16 protein-coding genes are annotated in these 19,344 nt (G+C 69.2%); 9 read left to right on the top strand and 7 right to left on the bottom strand.

All coding sequences use genetic code 11. The features are described 5' to 3' along the window. The first annotated feature begins 34 nt into the window (after positions 1-34). Together Rhe02_RS00400 and Rhe02_RS00395 are read left to right on the top strand one after the other, a co-directional pair. Entirely contained in the window at positions 35-2,794 is a 2,760-nt protein-coding gene (locus tag Rhe02_RS00400) for an AfsR/SARP family transcriptional regulator (RefSeq protein WP_203905964.1), read from the top strand. Between the two features lie 37 nt (positions 2,795-2,831). Further along, a complete protein-coding gene (locus tag Rhe02_RS00395) occupies positions 2,832-5,321 on the top strand; it encodes a M4 family metallopeptidase (protein WP_203905963.1) in 2,490 nt (829 codons plus the stop codon). Here Rhe02_RS00395 and Rhe02_RS00390 read toward each other — a convergent pair. The 4 genes from Rhe02_RS00390 to Rhe02_RS00375 form a co-directional block, all read right to left on the bottom strand. After that, positions 5,318-6,316 (bottom strand): anti-sigma factor RsbA family regulatory protein, encoded by a 999-nt coding sequence (locus Rhe02_RS00390; RefSeq protein WP_203905962.1) that lies wholly within the window; start codon positions 6,314-6,316, stop codon positions 5,318-5,320. The genes Rhe02_RS00395 and Rhe02_RS00390 overlap by 4 nt on opposite strands. Continuing rightward, the gene (locus tag Rhe02_RS00385) at positions 6,313-7,137 is read right to left on the bottom strand and encodes an MEDS domain-containing protein (protein WP_203905961.1); all 825 of its coding nucleotides are present in this window, start codon (positions 7,135-7,137) and stop codon (positions 6,313-6,315) included. The genes Rhe02_RS00390 and Rhe02_RS00385 overlap by 4 nt, the downstream gene beginning before the upstream one ends. 46 nt (positions 7,138-7,183) lie before the next feature. After that, complete coding sequence (locus tag Rhe02_RS00380) at positions 7,184-8,122, bottom strand: alpha/beta hydrolase family protein (protein ID WP_203905960.1); 939 nt, start codon at positions 8,120-8,122, stop codon at positions 7,184-7,186. An 86-nt stretch (positions 8,123-8,208) separates the two neighbouring features. Beyond that, a complete protein-coding gene (locus tag Rhe02_RS00375; protein ID WP_203905959.1) occupies positions 8,209-9,423 on the bottom strand; it encodes a PucR family transcriptional regulator in 1,215 nt (404 codons plus the stop codon). Between the two features lie 102 nt (positions 9,424-9,525). Here Rhe02_RS00375 and Rhe02_RS00370 point away from each other — a divergent pair, with 102 nt between their 5' ends. Continuing rightward, positions 9,526-10,365 carry an SGNH/GDSL hydrolase family protein gene (locus Rhe02_RS00370; RefSeq protein ID WP_203905958.1) on the top strand — a complete coding sequence of 280 codons (840 nt, stop codon included), beginning with the start codon at positions 9,526-9,528 and terminating at the stop codon, positions 10,363-10,365. 109 nt (positions 10,366-10,474) lie between these two features. Beyond that, the gene (recQ, locus tag Rhe02_RS00365; RefSeq protein ID WP_203905957.1) at positions 10,475-12,307 is read left to right on the top strand and encodes a DNA helicase RecQ; all 1,833 of its coding nucleotides are present in this window, start codon (positions 10,475-10,477) and stop codon (positions 12,305-12,307) included. Here the strand turns inward: recQ and Rhe02_RS00360 are convergent. Then, a complete protein-coding gene (locus Rhe02_RS00360) occupies positions 12,288-12,800 on the bottom strand; it encodes a TetR/AcrR family transcriptional regulator (protein ID WP_203905956.1) in 513 nt (170 codons plus the stop codon). The two genes, recQ and Rhe02_RS00360, sit on opposite strands and share 20 nt — an antisense overlap. After that, entirely contained in the window at positions 12,800-14,212 is a 1,413-nt protein-coding gene (locus Rhe02_RS00355; protein ID WP_203905955.1) for an FAD-dependent monooxygenase, read from the bottom strand. The genes Rhe02_RS00360 and Rhe02_RS00355 overlap by 1 nt, the downstream gene beginning before the upstream one ends. Positions 14,213-14,319: 107 nt before the next feature. Between Rhe02_RS00355 and Rhe02_RS00350 the strand changes: the two genes are divergently transcribed. The 5 genes from Rhe02_RS00350 to Rhe02_RS00330 all read left to right on the top strand — a co-directional run bounded on the left by Rhe02_RS00350 (position 14,320) and on the right by Rhe02_RS00330 (position 18,890). Then, complete coding sequence (locus Rhe02_RS00350) at positions 14,320-15,291, top strand: NAD-dependent epimerase/dehydratase family protein (RefSeq protein WP_239123122.1); 972 nt, start codon at positions 14,320-14,322, stop codon at positions 15,289-15,291. A gap of 319 nt (positions 15,292-15,610) precedes the next feature. Continuing rightward, complete coding sequence (locus tag Rhe02_RS00345; protein WP_203905954.1) at positions 15,611-16,255, top strand: DUF998 domain-containing protein; 645 nt, start codon at positions 15,611-15,613, stop codon at positions 16,253-16,255. Between the two features lie 15 nt (positions 16,256-16,270). Further along, positions 16,271-16,624 carry a YciI family protein gene (locus Rhe02_RS00340; RefSeq protein WP_203905953.1) on the top strand — a complete coding sequence of 118 codons (354 nt, stop codon included), beginning with the start codon at positions 16,271-16,273 and terminating at the stop codon, positions 16,622-16,624. Positions 16,625-16,648: 24 nt separating this feature from the next. Continuing rightward, a complete protein-coding gene (locus tag Rhe02_RS00335) occupies positions 16,649-17,914 on the top strand; it encodes an RNA polymerase sigma factor (RefSeq protein ID WP_239123120.1) in 1,266 nt (421 codons plus the stop codon). A 4-nt stretch (positions 17,915-17,918) separates the two neighbouring features. Beyond that, complete coding sequence (locus tag Rhe02_RS00330) at positions 17,919-18,890, top strand: Kelch repeat-containing protein (protein WP_203905952.1); 972 nt, start codon at positions 17,919-17,921, stop codon at positions 18,888-18,890. Here the strand turns inward: Rhe02_RS00330 and Rhe02_RS00325 are convergent. Next, the gene (locus Rhe02_RS00325) at positions 18,887-19,285 is read right to left on the bottom strand and encodes a hypothetical protein (protein ID WP_203905951.1); all 399 of its coding nucleotides are present in this window, start codon (positions 19,283-19,285) and stop codon (positions 18,887-18,889) included. The genes Rhe02_RS00330 and Rhe02_RS00325 overlap by 4 nt on opposite strands. Positions 19,286-19,344: the final 59 nt, after the last annotated feature.

Genomic DNA, 19,344 nt, shown 5'->3' with positions numbered 1-19,344 from the left:
CCCCGGGGGAGGAACAGCCACCGTGATGCGCCCGATGATCAGACTGCTCGGCTCGGTCGAGGTGGTGAGCCCGGCCGGGCGGGCGGTGCTGAGCGGCTCCAAGCAGCCGGCCATCGTCGGGTTACTGGCGCTGCGGGCCGGTGAGGTGGTGTCGGGCGAGGCGCTCATCGACGCGCTGTGGGGCCTCTGCCCACCCAGAACGGCGTTGCGGTCGCTGCACAGCCACGTGTCGCGGGTGCGGCAGGCGTTCAGCGAGATCGGGCTGGGGGAGGCGGTGGTCACCTGCGATCCGGGCTACCTGCTGGCCATCGACCGGTCCGAAGTGGACTGTCTGCGCTTCGGCGATCTGGTCCGCCAGGCCCGCCAGGCAACGGCCGAGGACGCGTTGCGGTACCTGGAACAGGCTTTGCAACTGTGGCGCGGCGAGGTGATGCAGGACTGCCGTCCGGTCGAGTGGGGCGCCGGGGAGATCGCGCTGCTGGCCGAGGAACGGCTGGCCGCCATCGAGGAGCGGTGGCGGCTGGAAATCAAGCTGGGCCATGGCGCGCAAGCCATCGGCGAGCTTGAGCGGCTGGTCAATGAGCAGCCGCTGCGCGAGCCGCTCTGGGAGCTGCTGATGGATGCGCTGGCCCGGCTGGGCCGCCGCGGCGACGCGCTGGCCGCCTATCAGCGCGCGCGGGCGGTTCTGGTCGGCGAGCTGGGGGTGGAGCCGGGGCCGGGGTTGCGCGACCGCCAGGCGCAGCTGCTGGCCGAAGAGCCCATCCCGCAACAGCTTCCAGCTCCGCCGCAGCACTTCGCGGGCCGGGAGCGGGAGCTGGACCAGCTGGCCGAGCTGGACAGCCGGGTGGTGGTCATCGCCGGTCAGCCCGGCCAGGGCAAGACGGCATTGGCCATCCAGCACGCGCACCGGGTGAAGGCGGGCTTCCCGGACGGCCAGGTCTTCGTCGACCTGTGCGGCCACGACCCGGAGTCGGCGCTACGGCCGCAGGATGTGCTGGTGCACCTGCTGCGCGCGATGGGCGTCTCCGCGGAGCAGCTGACCGTGGACCGTAGGCAGCTGGAAAGCCGCTACCAGGCGATGGTCGCCGACCGCCGGCTGCTGCTGATCTTCGACAACGTGGGCTCCTCCGATCAGCTCAGCGGGCTTATCCCGGCGTCCGGGCCGAGCCGGTTGCTGGTTACCACCCGAAACAGGTTGCTGGCGCTCATGGTTGAGCACTCGGCCCGATTCCTGTCGCTGGAGCCGCTGGACGACCGGTCCGCCGAGAAGCTGCTGCACCTCATGGTCGGCAAGGAGCGGGTGGAGCGCGAGTCCGTCGCCGCCATGCAACTGGTGCAGTTCTGCGGGCGGCTCCCGCTGGCGCTTCGCATCGCCGCCGCACGGCTCGCTTTCCGGCCCCAGCTGATGCTCAAACATCTCGTCGCCGAGCTGGCCGACGAGGCGGAAAGGCTTACCGCGCTTGAGATCGAGGACTCGGGCCGCAGCATCCGGGCCGCGTTCGCCTCGTCCTACGCGGCGCTGCCGCAGCCCTTGGCCCGCACCTTTCGCCTGATGTCCTGCAATCCGGGGGCCACCATCTGCCTGCCCGCGGTGGCGGCGGTGGCCGGGCTGTCGCAGCCGCAGGCGCGCCGCGCGGCCGACGGCCTCACCGCGGCCCACCTCCTGGAGGAGGTGGCCAGCGAACGGTTCGCGTTTCACGATCTGATCAGGCTCTTCGCGGCCGAGCGGCTCACCTCCGAGGAAGGGCCGCCGGAACGGGCCGCCGCCCTGCTGCGCCTGCTGCAGTGGCAGGCCGGTCTGGTCGCGGCGGGCAGCCGGATCCTGCGGCCCTACCGGGACCGGATGGCGCCGGACCGTCCACTTTCGAGCCACGACCTGCCTTTCGCGCCCGAGACCGATGCCGTCCTCGACTTCTTCGACCACGAGCACCGCAACCTGGTGCCGCTGGTGCGCTCGGCTGTCCGGGCCGGGCAGGACCGGCTTGTCGCCCAGCTGGCCTACCACGCACATACCTTCTGCCGGTATAGGTACACGGCGGAGATGGTCGACCTGGCCACCGAGTTTCTCGCCGCGGCGCAACGGCTGGCGGATCCAGCCGTAGAGGTGATCGCGCTGACCGACCTCGGATCCTGTCACCGGCTCCTGCGCCAGCACGACGCGGCGCTGCCCGCGCTGTGGCGGGCGGTTACGCTGGCCCGCCAGATCGGCGACGCGCGGGAGGAAGCCAACGCGCTCAACAGCATCGGTGTGCTGCACGCCGACCGCGGCGACTACGAGCTGGCCCTGCAGCCCTACCAGCTTGCGCTCGAGCTGCTCCGGCAGACCGGCAACGCGATGGCGCAGGGCATGGTGCTCAACAACATCGGCTACGCTCAGGCCAACCTCGGCCGGCATGCTGAGGCGCTGCACCATCTTCAGCTGGCGCTGGCCCTGCATCAGGAGTCGGGAGACCTTGCCCGGCAAGGCATTGTGCACGACAGCCTGGGCGCGACCTACCTGCGCCGTGGCGACCACGCCAGCGCGCTGGCCCATCTGGAACAGGCGCTGGAGCTCAAGCGGGCCGGGGGAGACCTGCGCACCCTGGTCACCACCCTGGAGAAGGCGGGCGAGGTGCACCTGGCCCGCGGTGACGCCGACGCCGCGCGCGGCCTGCTGGAGCAGGCGCTCGCCCTGACCCGTCAGCTTGGCGACAGCCACGGCGAGGCGGCGGTCGCCCGTGCCCTCGGTGAGCTGCCCAAACGAGGTCACAACAGTTTCACAACCATCCGGCGGTACCCCTTACTGGCGCGCTGATTCAGCCCGCTCACGAGGACACACCCCGGGAGACCCCATGTTCCGATCTCGACCCCTCTTCGCCGCCGCTGCGCTGCTGACCGCGGTTGGCACGGCCACCCTGACCATGGCGGGCCCCGCCGCCGCGCAACCGGCGCCCACACCGGCCGCCTCGCCGACCGTCCAGGAAGCGATGGACCACGCGACGCAGGACCTGTCCGCCCAACGGGCCGCCCTGAGGGCGGCACCCGGCGACGCCTTCACCGCGCGCACCGCCGTCGTGGACGCCGACGGCACCAGCCATGTCCGGGTGGAACGCACCTACCACGGGCTCAAGGTGCGCGGCGGCGAGGCGATCCTGCACTACCGGCCCGGCGGCGGGTTCAAAGCCGTGACCAATGCGCTGGACAGCCAGCTCAGCCTGGCGGTGACGCCCGCGCTGGACGCGGCGAAGGCCACCTCGATCGCGGCCGGCGCGTTTCCGGACGTGGTGCGCAAAGCCGGGTTCTCCGCCACCGAACTGTTCGTGGACGCGGCCGCCCAGCCCACCCTGGCCTGGGATGTCGCCATCCCGATCCCCGGCGGGATCCTGCACGTGTTTGTCGACGCGCTCACCGGTGCGGTACGCGGCAGCGACACCGGTCTGCGCACCATCGCGGCCGGCGGGGGCCAGGCACGGCCCGCGAAGACCGAAGGCCTGGTGCACCCCAACGCGCCCGAGCCGCCCGGCGGCGGCACCACCCCGCCGTGCTGCGAGCAGGGCTCGACCGGTACCGGCGCGGGCTACCACACCGGCAAGGTGGCACTGGCCTCGGCATACCAGCTCAACAGCGTCGTGGTGCCGATCACCTACTACCTCAAGGACCGCACCCGTGGCGGCCACCTCACCCGCGACGCGCTCGACGCGACCAACAACGAGAACACCGGAACGGTCACCTTCACCGACAGCGACAACTACTGGTCGACCGGCGCTATGAGCAACCGCGCCTCGGCGGCCGTCGACGCCCACTACGGCGCCGCGGTCACCTGGGACTTCTACAAGAACGTGTTGGGCCGCAACGGAATAAAGAACAACGGGGTGGGTGCGAGGTCGTTCGTGCACTACATTTTCTACGACCCGAGCTACGGCTACTTCACCGACAACGCGGGCTGGAACGATGACTGCTTCTGCATGATGTACGGCGACGGCGGCGGCCCCGGCAACCTGCCTCTGGTCACCGCGATCGATGTGGCCGGGCACGAAATGTCGCACGGTGTCACCAGCGAGACCGCGAACCTGAACTACAACCTGTCGGAGGCGGGCGGGCTCAACGAGTCCACCAGTGACATCTTCGGGACGCTGGTGGAGTTCCACGCCAACAACGCCGCCGACGCGGCCGACTACAAGATCGGCGAGAAGATCACCGGTGCGGCCACGCCGCTGCGCTGGATGGACGACCCGGACCAGGACGGCGTGTCGAAGTCGTGCTGGTACAACGGGGTGGGCGGGGTCGACCCGCACTACTCCTCGGGCGTGGGCAACCACTTCTTCTACACGCTCGCGGTGGGCTCGGGTATGTCCGCGTGGGGCAACAGCCCGACCTGTGGCGGTGCCCCAGCCGTTACCGGGATAGGCAACGAGAAGGCCGGGCGCATCTGGTACCAGGCCCTGTCGGCCTACATGGTGAGCAACGAAACCTATGCCAAGGCACGGGTTTCCACCATCAACGCCGCCAACGATCTCTACGGCGGCGTCGAGTGCGAGGCGGTCAAGGCGGCGTGGGCGGCGGTGGCGGTGCCTGTCCAGGCGAGCGAGGCGGCCTGCGCCCCGGCTCAGACGCTGCCCCTGCTCACCAACCCGGGCAACCGCACCTCGAAGCTGGGCACGGCGGTTTCCCTTCAGCTGCAAGCGGTTCACCCGCTGAGTGAGGCGCTCACCTTCGCGGCCACCGGTCTGCCTGCCGGCCTGACGATGTCGGCTTCCGGTCTGGTCACCGGAACCCCTACCCAAGCGGGCTTTACCATCGCCACGGTTACCGTCACCGACGTGTCGAGCAACGTGGTCACCACGAAGATCACCTGGCTGGTGACCGGTTCGAGCGGCTGCATGCCGAGTTCCTGGGTGAAAAACGGCGGATTCGAGAGCCAGTCGAATTCGTGGACGGCGACCGCGGGCGTGATCGGCCAGGCCTTGGGCAGCTACAACAGCCCGCACGACGGGGACTGGCGGGCCAAGCTCGGCGGCCACAACGCGGTGCACACCGACACCCTGTCGCAGTCGGTGCCGATGCCCTCGGTGAACTGCGGGACGGCGAACATCAAGTACTGGGTGTGGGTCACCACCGACGAGACCACGACCATCTCGCAGTTCGACAAGCTGACGGTGAAGTTCGGCGCCACCACGGCCGGCACACTGTCCAATCTGGACGAGCAACGCGGCTACGTGCAGAAGACCTACTCCATCTCGCCCGCCTGGAACGCCTCATCCACGCTGCTGTTCACCTCGGTCGAGGACAGCAGCCAGCTGACCCGCTTCGTCGTCGACGACGTGTCGGTGGAAATCCCTTAGCCGGTACCCGAATGCGCCCCATCCGCACTCTGCTGCGGGTGGGGCGTCTCCGCGATCAGGCGGACGGTGAAGCCGTCGGAGTCTCGGTTGAGCGACACATAGCTGCACATCTGGTGGGCCAGCCATAGCCCGAGCCCGCCCACGCCGTCGTCGGATTCCCGGGCCGGGATCAGGCCCACGAAGGGGTTGTCGGGACCGGTGCCGTGGTCGGTCACGGCGACCACCACCCGCCGCGGCTGCGCCCAGATCCGCACCCGCACCGGTGGCCGGCCGTGCAGGACCGCGTTGGTGATGGCCTCGGTCGCGGCCAGCACCAGGCCGCTGATGTCGGCTCCGGACAGCTCGGTGGCGCGCCCGGCCTGGGTCACCGCGTCGCGGGCCGCCGCGGCGGGCGGGTCGCGCAGCTCGAACAGCGGCCGGGTCAGCTCCAGCGGGTCGTGCCAGCGCGGGGTGATCCGGTTGAGGAACTCCCGCGGGTCCTCGAAGGCGGGATTGGCCAGACTCCCGTGCGGGGTGGCCAGGTGCGGATGGGTGCGCCGGACCTGGTCGAGCACCTCGGGCGGGGCGGTGCGGGTGTCGTACGGGCACAGCCCCCACAGCGGGAACTCGGCGAAGGCGTGGTTGACCAGCGCCTCGTAACGGGCCCACCACTCCCACGGCACGCCCAGGCCGGGGTGGGGGACGTCGCCCACGATGCGGATCTGCGTGGCGCCGCGCGCCACCAGATTGGCCATGATTTCGCGGTAGCCCCGGATGGCGCCGGCCGGCCGCTGATATTGCGCCTCGCCCTCCAGATAGGTCAGGCCGCTGTCGTTGCCGAAGGCGGCTCGGATCAGCGCCTCATTGGCCGGGCTGAAAGCGACGACGGTGGGCTCACCGGCCCCGAGACCGTCGGCGAGGAAAGGCGTGACGACAGCGAGGAACTCTTCGTCAGAGCCGTAAAAGGCGCTCTGATGAAAGAATCCGCGATGGCCCGCGGCCACGCCCGTTCTCACCGGATCTCCAGGTGCAGCCGGGGCGGGCTCAGCAGCTGGATCAGGATGGCCAGCGAGCTCTCGGGCCGGCATCTCACCGTGGCGGTGGCAGCCCGGCGTGACAGGTACTCGGACAGCACGTAGACACCCTCGTGGTCGATGAACTCCACGCCCATCGCATCGATGGTGATCGAGCTGTTCTGACCGGCCGGGTCGGCGCGCTCCAGCGCCGCGTGCAGCAGCCGGTGGCTGGCCATGTCGATCTCGCCATCGAGAACGACGTCGATCTGGGCGTCGGCAGCAGCGTAAAGCCTTACCTGAGTGGCTTCCGGGCTCGCCTGCGGATGCATGCACGCCAGCTGTGCCACCTGCTCGGCGGTTAGCCAGTCGCGGTCGAAGGCGCACAGCGCGGTCAGCGGATGGGAGACCATGTAGCGATCGGCGAGGTGCTCATAGCGCGCGAAAGCGTCCAGATTGGCGTCGGTCAGCACCAGCGACGTGGTGTCGGCGGCCACCCTCAGCCCGGTGTGACCGTCGGCGAGGGCCTGCTCGGTGGCATCGGCATAGAACTGCAGCTGCTGTGCCGGGTCGATGGTGGCGTGAGCGTCATATGCGGAATCGATCGACATGACCTGCGCGGCGCCGCTGGCCACCGCCGGGCGAAAGCCCTGGACTATGGAGAGGTCATCGAGCAGCAGCTCGGGGTCGCCCTTGGCGATGTAGATGACGCGGGCGCCGCCGGCCATGCCTTCGCTCAGGTATTGCGCCGCGCGCAGGCGAAAGTCTGCCGGGTCATCAAAAGCCCAGCACACGTGACGGCCGAGGCTACCCGAGTGGGGCATCTGCACAAGTTAGCAATCAGAGCGCGCCACCCACAACAAAGCCAACTCAGAATTGATCTTCAAACACGGTCCCGCCGCTGAGCGTGCCGCCCGCGGACATCCGCTTCCGTGCCGCCGTGTCGCCGTAGAGGTTCCAGCGCAGGAAGTCGGTGATGGCGGCACGCGCGGGGGCGAAGCCAGCGCGTTTGGAGTCGAGGAACTCGCCGTGACCGCAGCCCTTCATGGTCAGAAAAGCCTTGGGCCAGGCCAGCTTGTCATAGGCGCCGCGGCCGACCGAATAGGCCACGACGGTGTCCGCGTCGCCGTGCACGAACAGCACCGGGACGGCCTGCCCGGTGTATCCGCCCTCCATCACCCGGCCCGAGATGATCACCGCGCACTTCAGCCGCGGGTCGCGACCCGGCGTGAGCATCCCGCTGGTGGTGGTGCCGCCCGCGGAGAAGCCGGCCGCGCACATCCGTGCCGCCAGCCGCCCGGCGAACGGGTCGCCCATCCTCCGGCCCAGCTTGGCGATCTCGTCGAGGACGAAGGCGGCGTCGGCCGGCTGATGGCGCACATCGTGACGATCAAATGCCGGTGATTCCTTTTTCGTGTACGGGTAAGCCGGCGCCGCGACCACGAAACCATCGCCGGCCAGAGCCTGGGCGATGTCGGCGAAGCCCTCGGGTTGCCCGCCGAGCCCGTGGCTGAGCAGGACGATCGGGAACCGGCCCACGGCCGCCTCCGCGCCCGGTGACAAAACACCGCCGGGCGGGCCGGCGGCGGGATACCAGATCGTGGTGGGCAGGGGTCTGTCCCCGCGTTGCAGAGCCAAGGTGCGCAAGCCGACCGGGTAGGTCTGCTCCGGCGCGGCGCCGGGCCAGTCGACCGAGTCGGCCGCCGTGGCGACCCGCCGCGGGGGGCCGGACTCCGACCGCGTGCACCCCGCCGAGACCACCAAAGCGACGGTGGTGAGCAGGATGAATAGACGGCGGGGGATGGCCACGCTGCGAATGTAGAGCCAATCCCGTATTTCCAGCTCGCCCGATCGGCCGGATTTCTCCCGCTGTTGAGCTATTTGCGCGCCGCCCCTTAGAAACCGGCCAGCATTGCGGCGCGCAGGTGTTGCAGGTCTTGGGGCAGGGCGGGGTTGAGGCCGGTGAGCTGGGTGATGCGGCGCAGCCGATAGTCGACAGTGTTGGGGTGGACGAACAGTTCCGTCGCGGTACGGGTGCGGCTCAGGCCGTTGCGAAGGTAGGCCTGAAGCGTGCGCAGCAGGTCCGGGTTGGCGCGCAGCGGGTCGAGCAGCCGGGCCAGTTCCGCGCGGGCCGGGCTGGGCCGGGAAAGCTGGTATTCCAGAAGGACATCGGTCAGCCTGTACAGGCCCGGGTCGTAGCCGAGGCGGCGCACCAGGGCGAGGATCTCGCCCGCCTGCTTGACCGCGTCGGGGACGCCGGCCGGGTTGGCGATCACACCGGCCGCGATCACGTCGGCTCCGGCGGTCGCGGTTGCTTGCTGGACAAGGGTTCGCAGCTTGCCCCACTCGAGGGTGTCGCCGGGCGCGGAGGGGATGAGCACCACTCCACCGTTCGCGTCCAGCACCGACAGCACGGGCTCCTCGGTGAACTGCTCGAAAAGGCTCTGGATGCGGCGGATTTTGCGGCGCCCGGCGACCGGGCCGGCGATCGCCTCATCGGCCTCGTCGGTGTGCGGCGCGGCCGAGACGACCAGCACGGCGTATTGGTCGGGCAGGGGCAGGCCCGCGTACTGGGCCGGATTGTCCAGCGCCCCACCGGCCAGCAGCGCGGTGATCAATGAGCGGCGCGCGTCGTGCTCGGCGTGCAGCAGGGACTGCCTTGCCTCCATGTATTCGGCGCTGACCGCGGCGGTCAGCTGGCGCAGGTACCCCAGAAGAAGTCTTTGCCCTGCTTGAAGATCGGCGAAGTCAGCGGCGGTGGCGTCAATGGTGATGTCCTGCCACAGCACGCTGGTGCCCAGCAGGTAGGCCTCCAGCACGGCATCCAGCGGCACCCCCTCCTCCGCGCGGCGGCGTGCCGACATGCGCTGTCTGTCCAATTCGGACACAGTGGCCAGCCGTTGTTCCCGCAGCAGGTCCCCGAAGACACGCACGTTGTGCTCGATGATCGAGGCCACCTCGCCGTGCAGCTCCTCGGCGGGCAGCCGCCCGTACAGCGGGACCTCGGCCAGCAGGCTCGACAAGATGTGGGCGACCAGCTCGGGCAAGCTCGCCGCGATCCGTGTGCTGAGGGGACGGCCGCCCGCGCTGAGCGCTTTGTGTCCGGTCACAAATCGGCCCTCATAAATTTACCTTACTGCCCAGTTCACTTCCGGTTTGCAGCCATCCATCATCTGTGCGACACCCATCGTTCACAATCTAAAGGAGAATCGATGGATCGCAGAGCGAGGCGCTACGCCTTCGTTACCGCCGTAACGCTGCTGATGTCCACCTTCCTCGGTGTCGCTCCTGCCGCGGCCGCGGGCGGGGTCTACGTCGCCCTGGGCGACTCGTTCGCCTCCGGCCCCGGGATCCTTCCGCAGCTCACCCTGGACCCGTGCTGGCGATCGGGGCGCAACTACCCGCACGTGGCGGCCGGGCTGCTCGGTGTCGCGGTGCTGCGCGATGTCACCTGCAGCGGAGCCAAGACCGACCACATGACACAGTCGCAGAGCGGCGCGGCACCGCAGTTCGACGCCCTCTCCGCGGACACCACCCTGGTCACGCTCACCATCGGGGGCAACGACACCAGCCTGATCTCGCTCGGTGAGTCGTGTGTGCGGATCAACCCGTTCGAGCGGCCGTGTTACTACGACAATGTGGTCAACGGTGTGGATCTCGTCAACGCCCGCATCGACGCCTACGCCCCCAAGCTGCAAGCGACCCTGGCCGGGATCCGCGCCCGGGCGCCGCAGGCGCGCATCTTCGTGGTCGGCTACGGCCTGTATGTCAAGCGCAACGGCTGCTGGCCCACCCAGCCGCTGGTACCGATCGACGCCAACTACGTCCAGGCCAAGGTCGACTATTTGAACCTGATCACCGCCCGTGAAGCCGCCGCGGCCGGGGCGGCCTACGTCGACGTGCGCACCCCCGGCGCGGGCCACGACACCTGCCAGGGATCCAGCAGCCGCTGGATCGAGGGCTTCATCCCCACCTCCATCGCCGCCCCGCTGCACCCCAACGCCAACGGCATGCAGGCGTTCGGCCAGATCCTCGCCGCCGCGGCCCGCTGACCCCGCACGCACCGCACGGATGATCGCTGCACCGCCCGGGCTGCAGCGATCATCTATGTCGGCCAAGGGGGAGCGCGAAGCTGTCGGGGCTGCGCCGTAGGATCGGCGGGTGGTTCAGGCAGCGATCAATAGCGAGGCACTGACCGTGCTTCGCCGGGTGTTCGGCTACGAAGACTTCCGGGGAAGCCAGCGCGAGATCATCGAACATGTCATCGGCGGCGGCGACGCGCTGGTGCTGATGCCCACCGGCGGCGGAAAATCGCTGTGCTATCAGATCCCGGCGCTGGTGCGGCCGGGCACCGGGGTGGTCATCTCGCCGCTGATCGCGTTGATGCAGGACCAGGTCGACGCGCTGCGTGCGGCCGGGGTGCGGGCCGGGTTCGTCAACTCGACGCAGGACATGCAGGCCAGGCGGGAGGTCGAGTCGGCGTTCCTGGCCGGTGAGCTCGATCTGCTTTACCTCGCGCCCGAAGGGCTGGGCGTCCCGTCGACACTGCGGCTGCTCGACCGGGGCAAGATCTCGCTGTTCGCGATCGACGAAGCGCACTGCGTGTCGCAGTGGGGGCACGACTTCCGGCCCGACTATCTCGCCCTGTCCATGGTGCACGAGCGCTGGCCCGACGTGCCGCGCATAGCGCTCACGGCCACGGCCACCTCGGCCACCCATCGCGAAATAGCCAACCGGCTCAACCTGAACCAGGCTCGCCATTTCGTGGCCAGCTTCGACCGGCCCAACATCCAATACCGGATCGTGCCGAAGAACGAGCCGCGCCGGCAATTGCTTCAGCTGTTGCGCACAGAGCACGCCGGCGACGCGGGCATCGTCTACTGCCTGTCGCGCAACTCGGTGGAGAAGACCGCAGAGTTCTTGGTGGCCAACGGAATCGTCGCGCTGCCCTATCATGCGGGGCTCGACGCGCCGGTGCGCGCCCGCAATCAGGCCCGGTTCCTGCGCGACGAGGGCCTGGTGATGGTGGCCACCATCGCGTTCGGGATGGGCATCGACAAGCCCGACGTGCGGTTCGTGGCCCACCTCGACCTGCCCAAGTCGGTCGAGGGCTACTACCAGGAGACCGGCCGGGCCGGGCGCGACGGGCTGCCGTCGACCGCCTGGCTGGCTTACGGTCTGGCCGATGTGGTCCAGCTGCGCAAGCTCATCGACAGCTCGGAAGGCGATCTGGCGCACCGGCGCGTGCAGTCCAAACATCTCGACGCGATGCTCGCCCTCTGCGAAACGGTGCAGTGCCGCCGTTCGCAGTTGCTGGCCTACTTCGGCCAGCAGGGTCAGGAGTCGTGCGGCAACTGTGACACCTGCCTGAGCCCACCCGAGTCTTGGGACGGCACGATTCCGGCGCAGATGCTGCTTTCCACCGTGCTGCGGCTGGACAAGGAGCGCAATCAGAAGTTCGGGGCCGGGCAGGCCATCGACATCCTGCTCGGTCTCCAGACCGAGAAAGTGGCGCAGTACAAGCACGATGCGCTGTCGGTCTTCGGCATTGGCAAGGACCTGAGCAAGTCCGAGTGGGGTGGCGTGGTGCGCCAGCTGCTGGCGCAGGGCCTGCTCGCCGTGGAGGGCGACTACGGCACCCTGGTGCTGACCGCGGAAAGCCGCACGGTGCTCAGCCGCGAGCGCCAGGTGATGCTGCGCCGCGATGTTCTGGTCGCCAAACCGGCTGCGGCCAAAGGAAAGCAGGCCCCGGCGGCAGACCTGCCGGCCGCGGCGGCGCCGGTTTTCGAGCGCCTGCGCGCGTGGCGGGCGGCGGCCGCCAAGGAGCTGGGCGTGCCCGCCTATGTCATCTTCCACGACTCCACGCTGCGCCAGATCGCCACCGACGAACCGTCCACATTGGGCGCTCTGAGCCGGATAAGCGGGGTCGGTGAGGCGAAGCTGGCCAAATTCGGCCAGCAGGTGCTTGACACGCTTAAAGAACTCCAGGAGTAGTGAGGGCGACCAGCACCAGACCGGTGATGGTCGCCACCAGCAGGGTGGCCTCCTGCTGGGAAATCTCGACCCCGGCCGCCTGATGCAGGTTGCTGATGAGCTGGATCTGGGAAGCCCGGGTTTCGGTCATCGCCTGGCGCAGCCCGGGGCGGCGGGTGGCCTCCAGGAACAGCTCCGCCATGGCCAGATGCCGGGACCGGTTGACTGTCAGCGCGTTCAGCACGATCGCGGAGAGGCGTTCGCCCAGGGCCGCCTTGTCCAGCGCGGGAAAGGCGGCCTGCCGCAGATCGTCAAAGTGTTGCTCGCGCGCCCTCTCCACCACCCCCAGGAACAGCGCGTCGCGCGTGCGAAAGTAGCGCGACGTGGTGCCCGGTGGCTCACCGGTGGCGGTGTCCACGGCCCGATGGGTCAGGCCGTGGGCACCATGACCGGCAAGGATTTCCATGGCCGCGTCGGCCAGCCGGTTGCGGCGCGCGGTGTTGGCCGGCGGCATCAGGGCCGCTGCCCGCACCACTGCCGCAGGGCCGCGGTGACCTCGCCGTCGTTGACCCGGTCGGCTGCCCAGGCCACGTAGCCGTCCGGCCGCACCAGCACCACGGGCGGGGTGCTGGTGGCCTCGAAGGAGACCACGTCGTCGGACCAGACGCCGGCATCCGCTCCGACCAGGACAAACTTTCCTTCGCGCAGCGCCTCATACAGCCGCCCCTTGACACCCGTCAGGTCCGGCATTCGCTTGCCAACCATTTGATGGGTACCGGACAAAGGCTTATAAGCGATCCCGACGCCCGACAGCCGGCCCGCGATGCTCGTGCGCACCCTGCCGATTTTGAGCGCGTTGCGAATGATGAAGCGCCGCACCGCAGCGTCCACCTTCGAGCTGGACAGCACCAGGTTGAACAGGGTATCGGTGATCTTCAAGACGCTCTCGCCGACGGGATGGCGCTCGGCCTGATAGCTGTCGAGAAGCTCGTCGCCGCCCCGCCCACGCAGCACCGCGGCCAGCTTCCAGCCCAGGTTGAAGGCGTCCTGGATGCCGGTGTTCATGCCCTGCCCGCCCACGGGCGAATGCACGTGCGCGGCGTCGCCGGCCAGGAAGACCCGGCCCACCCGATAGCGCTCGGCCTGCCGCCGCTCGCTGAGAAACCTTGTGCTCCAACGCGGTTCGCTCATGCCGTAGTCGTCGCCGGTGATGCGCCGGAACGAGCCCTGCAGCTCGGCCAGCGTGACCGGCTCGTCGAGCGGCGCCTGCTCGCGCGACCTGTCCCAGACGATCGCCCGGAACCACGAATCGCCGAACGGCACGAAAAGGGCCAGGCCGCTGGGGTTGCTCACGCCGAACAGGGTCTCCTGCGGCGGGCGCGCCAGCTGCACGTCGGCCAGCAGGATGTGGGTCTGGTATTGCTTGCCGGCGAACTTGACGCCGATCAGGTCGCGCACCGCGCTGTGCGCGCCGTCGGTGCCCACCACGAACTTGGCGCGCATCTCGCCGCCGGTGGTGCTCAGCGTGACACCGTCGCCGTCCTGGGCCAGGCCGGTCACCGCGCAGCCGCGCACGATCTGCGCACCCAGCTCGCGGGCGTGTTTTTCGAGCATGAGCTCGGTGCGGCTCTGCGCCATGAGCAGCAGGAAGGGGTACCGGTTGGCGAGGATCTCCAGCTTGAGCACCGCGCCGGGCGTCGGTGACACCTCACGCACCACGATGCCCTGGGTCACCAGGTCATCGGCCAGGCCGCGGGCGTCGAGCAGCTCCAGGGTGCGCGAGTGCACGGCGAAGGCGCGGGTCAGGTTGGGCTCCTCGGCCCGCTTTTCCAGCACGGTGCAGCTCACCCCGGCCAGCCGCAGCTCACAGGCAAGCGCGAGCCCGGTGGGGCCCGCTCCCACCACGGCGACATCGACGTTTTGCATCTTCGCCTCCAAAGTCATCCGCTACAGATGTAGCGCTACAAACGTAGCGGATTCAAATATCCAAGTGAAGCGTTTTGTTGAGCGCCGGGTGTGCCAAACTCGTTGGCATGTCCACCCTGGTGAAGGTTCTGCTGACGGGCGCGTTCGGCAACGTCGGTTCACACGTGCTGGCCGAGCTGACGCGGCGCGGGCATCAGGTGCGCTGCTTCGATCTGCCCACCCCGGCCAACCGGCGCTTCGCTCGACGCAAAGGTGTTGGGGCGCAAGTGGTCTGGGGCGATGTCGGCGATGCCGAGGCAGTCGCGCGGGCTGTCGCCGGGGTCGACGTGGTGATCCATCTCGCGGCGATCATCCCGCCGCTGGCCGACGAGCAGCCCGAGCTGGCGCGACGGGTCAATGTGGACGGAACGGCCAATGTCATCGCGGCGTGCCGTGCGCAGGCGAATCCGCCCAGGTTGCTCTTTACCTCCACTTTGGACGTTCATGGGGTGACGCTGGACAAGCCGCCGCCGCGCCGGGTGGACGATCCGATGGTGGCCACCAATCCCTATACCGCGCACAAGATTGAGTGCGAGGGACTGGTCCGGGAGTCCGGGCTGCGCTGGGCCATTTTCCGCTTCGCGGACATTCCCGTGCTCGGCCTGCGCAAGGCCCACCCGATCATGTTCGAGATCGGGCTGGACAACCGGATAGAGGCGCTGCACGCCGACGACGCGGCCTACGCTGTCGCCAGCGCGCTCGACACCCCACAGGTGTGGGGGCGGGTCATGTTCGTCGGCGGGGGAGCGTCCTGCCAGCTGACCTACGGCGACTACCTGACCCGGCTGATGGCCGCGATGGGCCTGCGGATGCTGCCGCGGGAGGCGTTCAGCGACCAGCACTACTGCACAGATTGGCTTGATACGTCGCAGAGCCAGGAGCTACTGGGCTATCAGCGCCACGACTTCGACGCCATCGTCAACGCGATCGCGGCCACCCTCGGCTGGCGCCGGCACCTGATGCCAATAGCCGGCCCACTCGCGCGCGCCTCCATGCTCCGCCTGTCCCCCTACTGGACCCAATCCCGCACCGCCACCTAACCAAGCCCGCGGGCGCGGCCAAGCTTGTGGCGCGGCCCAGCTTGAGGGCGCGGCGCGGCTTGACGGCGCGTTCCGGCTTGTGGGCGCGTTCCGGCTTGTGGGCGCGTTCCGGCTTGAGGGCGCGTTCCGGCTTGAGGGCGCGTTCCGGCTTGAGGGCGCGGCCCGGCTTGACGGCGCGGCCCGACTCCGCCCGGGGTGCGCAGATAGGTCGTGGGAGGACTGTAGCCAGAAGTCCTGAAAAAAATCTTGGCAGGCGATGTCGGATCCCCGTCGGCCCATTCGAGGCATAGGTAGAGACCTCGAATGAAGGAGATCCATCATGAGCCAGAGCTGTGACCCCGCGACCCGAGTGACCAACTCGCTGTTGGGCTGGGGAGTGATCGCTGGGCCGTTCTATGTGACCGTGGCGCTGGCCCAGGCGCTCACCCGCGACGGGTTCGACCTGACCAAGCACGCCTGGAGCCTGCTGAGCAATGGTGAGCTGGGCTGGATCCAGATCACCAACTTCATCCTGACCGGGCTGATGTGTGTCGCCGCGGCGGTGGGGTTGCGCCGCGCGCTGACCCCGGGACGCGGCCGCACCTGGGGACCGCTGCTGATCGGCGGTTACGGGGTGAGCCTGGTCGCGGCCGGGATCTTCCGCGCCGACCCGGCCCAGGGCTTCCCGGCCGGAACCCCGGCCGACGCGGCGGAGGTGAGCTGGCACGGCATGCTGCATTTCGTGGCCGGCGGCATCGGCTTCGGCTGCCTGATCGCGGCCTGCCTGGTGCTGGGATCCCGCTTCGCCCGTGACGGCAAGATGGGCCTGGCCTGGTTCTCCCGGGTCACCGGGGTGGCGTTCCTGGCGGGCTTCGCCGGCATCGCCAGCGGCTCACACGGGCCGGTCACCCTCGCCTTCGTGGCGGCTGTGCTACTTGTCTGGTCGTGGCTGACCACGATCTGCCTTCACTACTACTCGAAATAGGGAAAGGATCCGACGATGCGATACATGATCCTGCTCAACGCGGAACCACCGGCTACTCCGCCACCCGCCGAGCTGATGGAGGCCATCATGAAGCTCGGTGAGGAGGCCACCCGATCCGGGGCGCTGCTGGACACCGCGGGCCTGATGCCCAGCGCGGCCGGGGCCAGGGTGCAGCTGAGCGCGGGCAAGCTGTCCGTGACCGATGGGCCCTTCGCCGAGGCCAAGGAAATGATCAGCTATGCGCTCTACCAGGTGCGGTCGAAAGAGGAGGCGGTCCAGTGGGCCAGCCGCTTCCTCAATCTGCATCACGAGTTCTGGCCCGGCTGGGAGGGCGAGGCGACGGTGCTGAGGGTTTTCGACCCGGCGTGATCGCGGATGCGAGGATCGGTAGCCATGACGGCAACCGATCCTCGCCGCGCTGTGGAGACGGTCTGGCGCATGGAGTCGGCCCGGCTCATCGCCGGACTGGCCCGCCTGGTACAAGACGTTGGCCTGGCCGAGGAACTCGCGCAGGACGCGCTCGTGATCGCGCTTGAGCAGTGGCCCTCGTCGGGTGTCCCGGTCAATCCGGGCTCCTGGCTCATGGCCACCGCCAAGCATCGCGCCATCGACACCATGCGCAGGCAGGCCCGGTACCAAGAGAAGCTGACCGAAATCGGGAGAACCCTCGAAGATGCGCATGAGCCGGATGTCGCGGCCGCGCTCGATGACTATGTCGGCGACGACCTGCTTCGCCTGATCTTCACCACCTGCCATCCGGTGCTGTCGAGGGAGTCGCGGGTGGCGCTGACCCTGCGCCTGCTGGGCGGGCTGACCACCGAAGAGATCGCCCGTGGCTATCTGATCGCCGAATCCGCTGTGTCGCAACGGATTACCCGAGCCAAGCGCATGCTGGCCGACAAGCGGGTGCCCTTCGAGCTGCCGCCGCCGCAGGAGGTGGCGCCCCGGCTGGCCTCGGTGCTCGAGGTCGTGTACCTCATCTTCAACGAGGGTTACTCGGCCACCGCGGGCGACGACTGGATGCGCCCGGCGCTGTGCGAGGAAGCGCTGCGGCTGGGGCGGATCCTGGCCGGGCTGGCGCCGCAGGAACCCGAGGTGCATGGACTGGTGGCGCTCATGGAGCTGCAGGCATCCCGGATGGGCGCCCGCACGGACGCCACGGGCGCTCCGATCCTGTTGCAGGATCAGGATCGCAGGCGCTGGGACAGGCTGCTGATCCGGCGCGGCCTGGCCGCGATCGAGCGGGCCGAAGCGATCGGGGGCAGCTGGGGTCCCTATGTCCTGCAGGCCTGTATAGCGGCCGAGCACGCCCGCGCGGTCACGGTGCAGGACACCGATTGGGGCCGGATAGCCGCGCTCTATCGGGTGCTGGCGCTGGTTTCCCCGTCGCCGGTGGTGGAGCTCAACCGGGCGGTGGCGGTGGGCATGGCCGACGGGCCGAAGGCCGGGCTCGACCTGGTCGACGCCTTGGTGACCTCGGGATCGTTGCCAGGCTATCCGTTGGTACCGGCCGTGCGCGGCGACCTGCTGGCCAAACTGGACCGCCATCAGGAGTCCCGGCAGGAGTTCCAGCGGGCCGCCGAAATGACCCGCAATGCGCGAGAGCGCGAACTGTTTCTCTCTCGCGCTGCCGAGCAGGCGCGCCTTGGCGGACAATGACCCGATGCTATGGACGCGCAGCCTCGTGGCGGTGATGGTGACGGCCGCGCTGGGAGCCGCTTGCACCAAAGCGCAACAGCCTGCCCCGCCGCCCCTGCCATCGGCCGGGCTGGCCTGGCAGAAGCTGCCCGACGCGCCGTCGGCCCGCACCGAGGTGGTCGCGGTCGTGGTGGGCGCCCAGGCCTATGTGATGGGCGGCTATCGCGCCGACGGCGGCACGGTGACCACGGTCGAGATCTTCGATACCGCGTCGGGGCGCTGGGGTGGTGGCCCGGCCCTGCCGATCGCGGTCAACCACGCCATGGCCGCGGCGGTCAACGGCCGGGTTTACCTGTTCGGCGGCTACCAGTCCAACGGCGCCCCCAGCTCGGCGGCGTTCGTGCTCGAGCCGTCGGGCTGGCGGGCGGTGGCGGCGATGCCCCAGCCGCGTGGTGCGGCCACCGCCGCGGTGGTCGGCAACACCGTCTACATCGCCGGCGGGGTGGGCGCCGACGGGTTGGCCAAGCAGATGTTGGCCTACGACGCGACCGGCGACAGCTGGTCCACTTTGCCCGGTCCGCCGACGCCGCGTGAGCATCTGGGCGGCGCGGCCCACGGCGGTCTGGTCTACACGGTCGGCGGGCGGCTGGGCGGCGTGGACTCCAATCAGGACGCTTTCGAGGTCTTCGACCCGTCGACCGGCCAATGGCGCAAGCTGCCCGGCCTGCCGACGCGCCGGGGCGGGCTGTCGGCGGCGGCTACCGCGAACGGCTGGGTGGTGGCCGTGGGCGGGGAAGCGGCGCAGACCTTCCCCGAAGCCGAGGCCTTCCAGGTGGGCGAGGGCAAGTGGTATTCGCTGCCCGGTCTGCCGACGCCACGGCACGGCCTGGGCACGGCAACCAACGGCACGGTCGTCTATACGTTCGCGGGCGGGCCCAAGCCCGGCCTGTTCGTCTCGCCGGCCCTTGAGTCGATCGATCTGGCCCCGCTGGGTTAGAGACCGGTGATGCGCTGACGGGCCAGCATGATCTCGATGGACTTGATGCGCTGGGAGACCTCGTTGCGGTGGGCGCTGTAGGCGGCTTGCACCTGATCGGCGGCGCGGGTCTCGTCCAGGTGACGCCGCAGCAGCGTTTGTGCGACATGCTGCGCAGCGCACAGCTGCTGCTCGGCGTCGATCATGGCCACCACATCGGTGCCGTCGTGGGCGTTGTTGGCGGCCTGCACGGCCTCGTCGAGCCGGGTGAGGGTTTCCTCGAGCGCCTGGGAGACCTGTTGCCGCCGGCTTTCTCGCACGATCGCCTCGGCCCGCTCCACGACGTCCAAATCCCACATGCGCTCGCGGTAGGCGCGCAGCATCGCGCGCAATCCGCTGACCTCATCGACCGACATGTGGGGTATAGCGTCACGCACCCCCGTTTTGTCACAGCAGGGACTGCTAGGTCATCCTT

Source organism: Rhizocola hellebori (assembly GCF_016862955.1).
GTDB classification, from domain to species: Bacteria; Actinomycetota; Actinomycetes; order Mycobacteriales; family Micromonosporaceae; genus Rhizocola; species Rhizocola hellebori.
The sequence above is the reverse complement of the archived record's forward strand: the minus strand, read 5'-3'. Positions and strand labels throughout refer to the sequence as shown.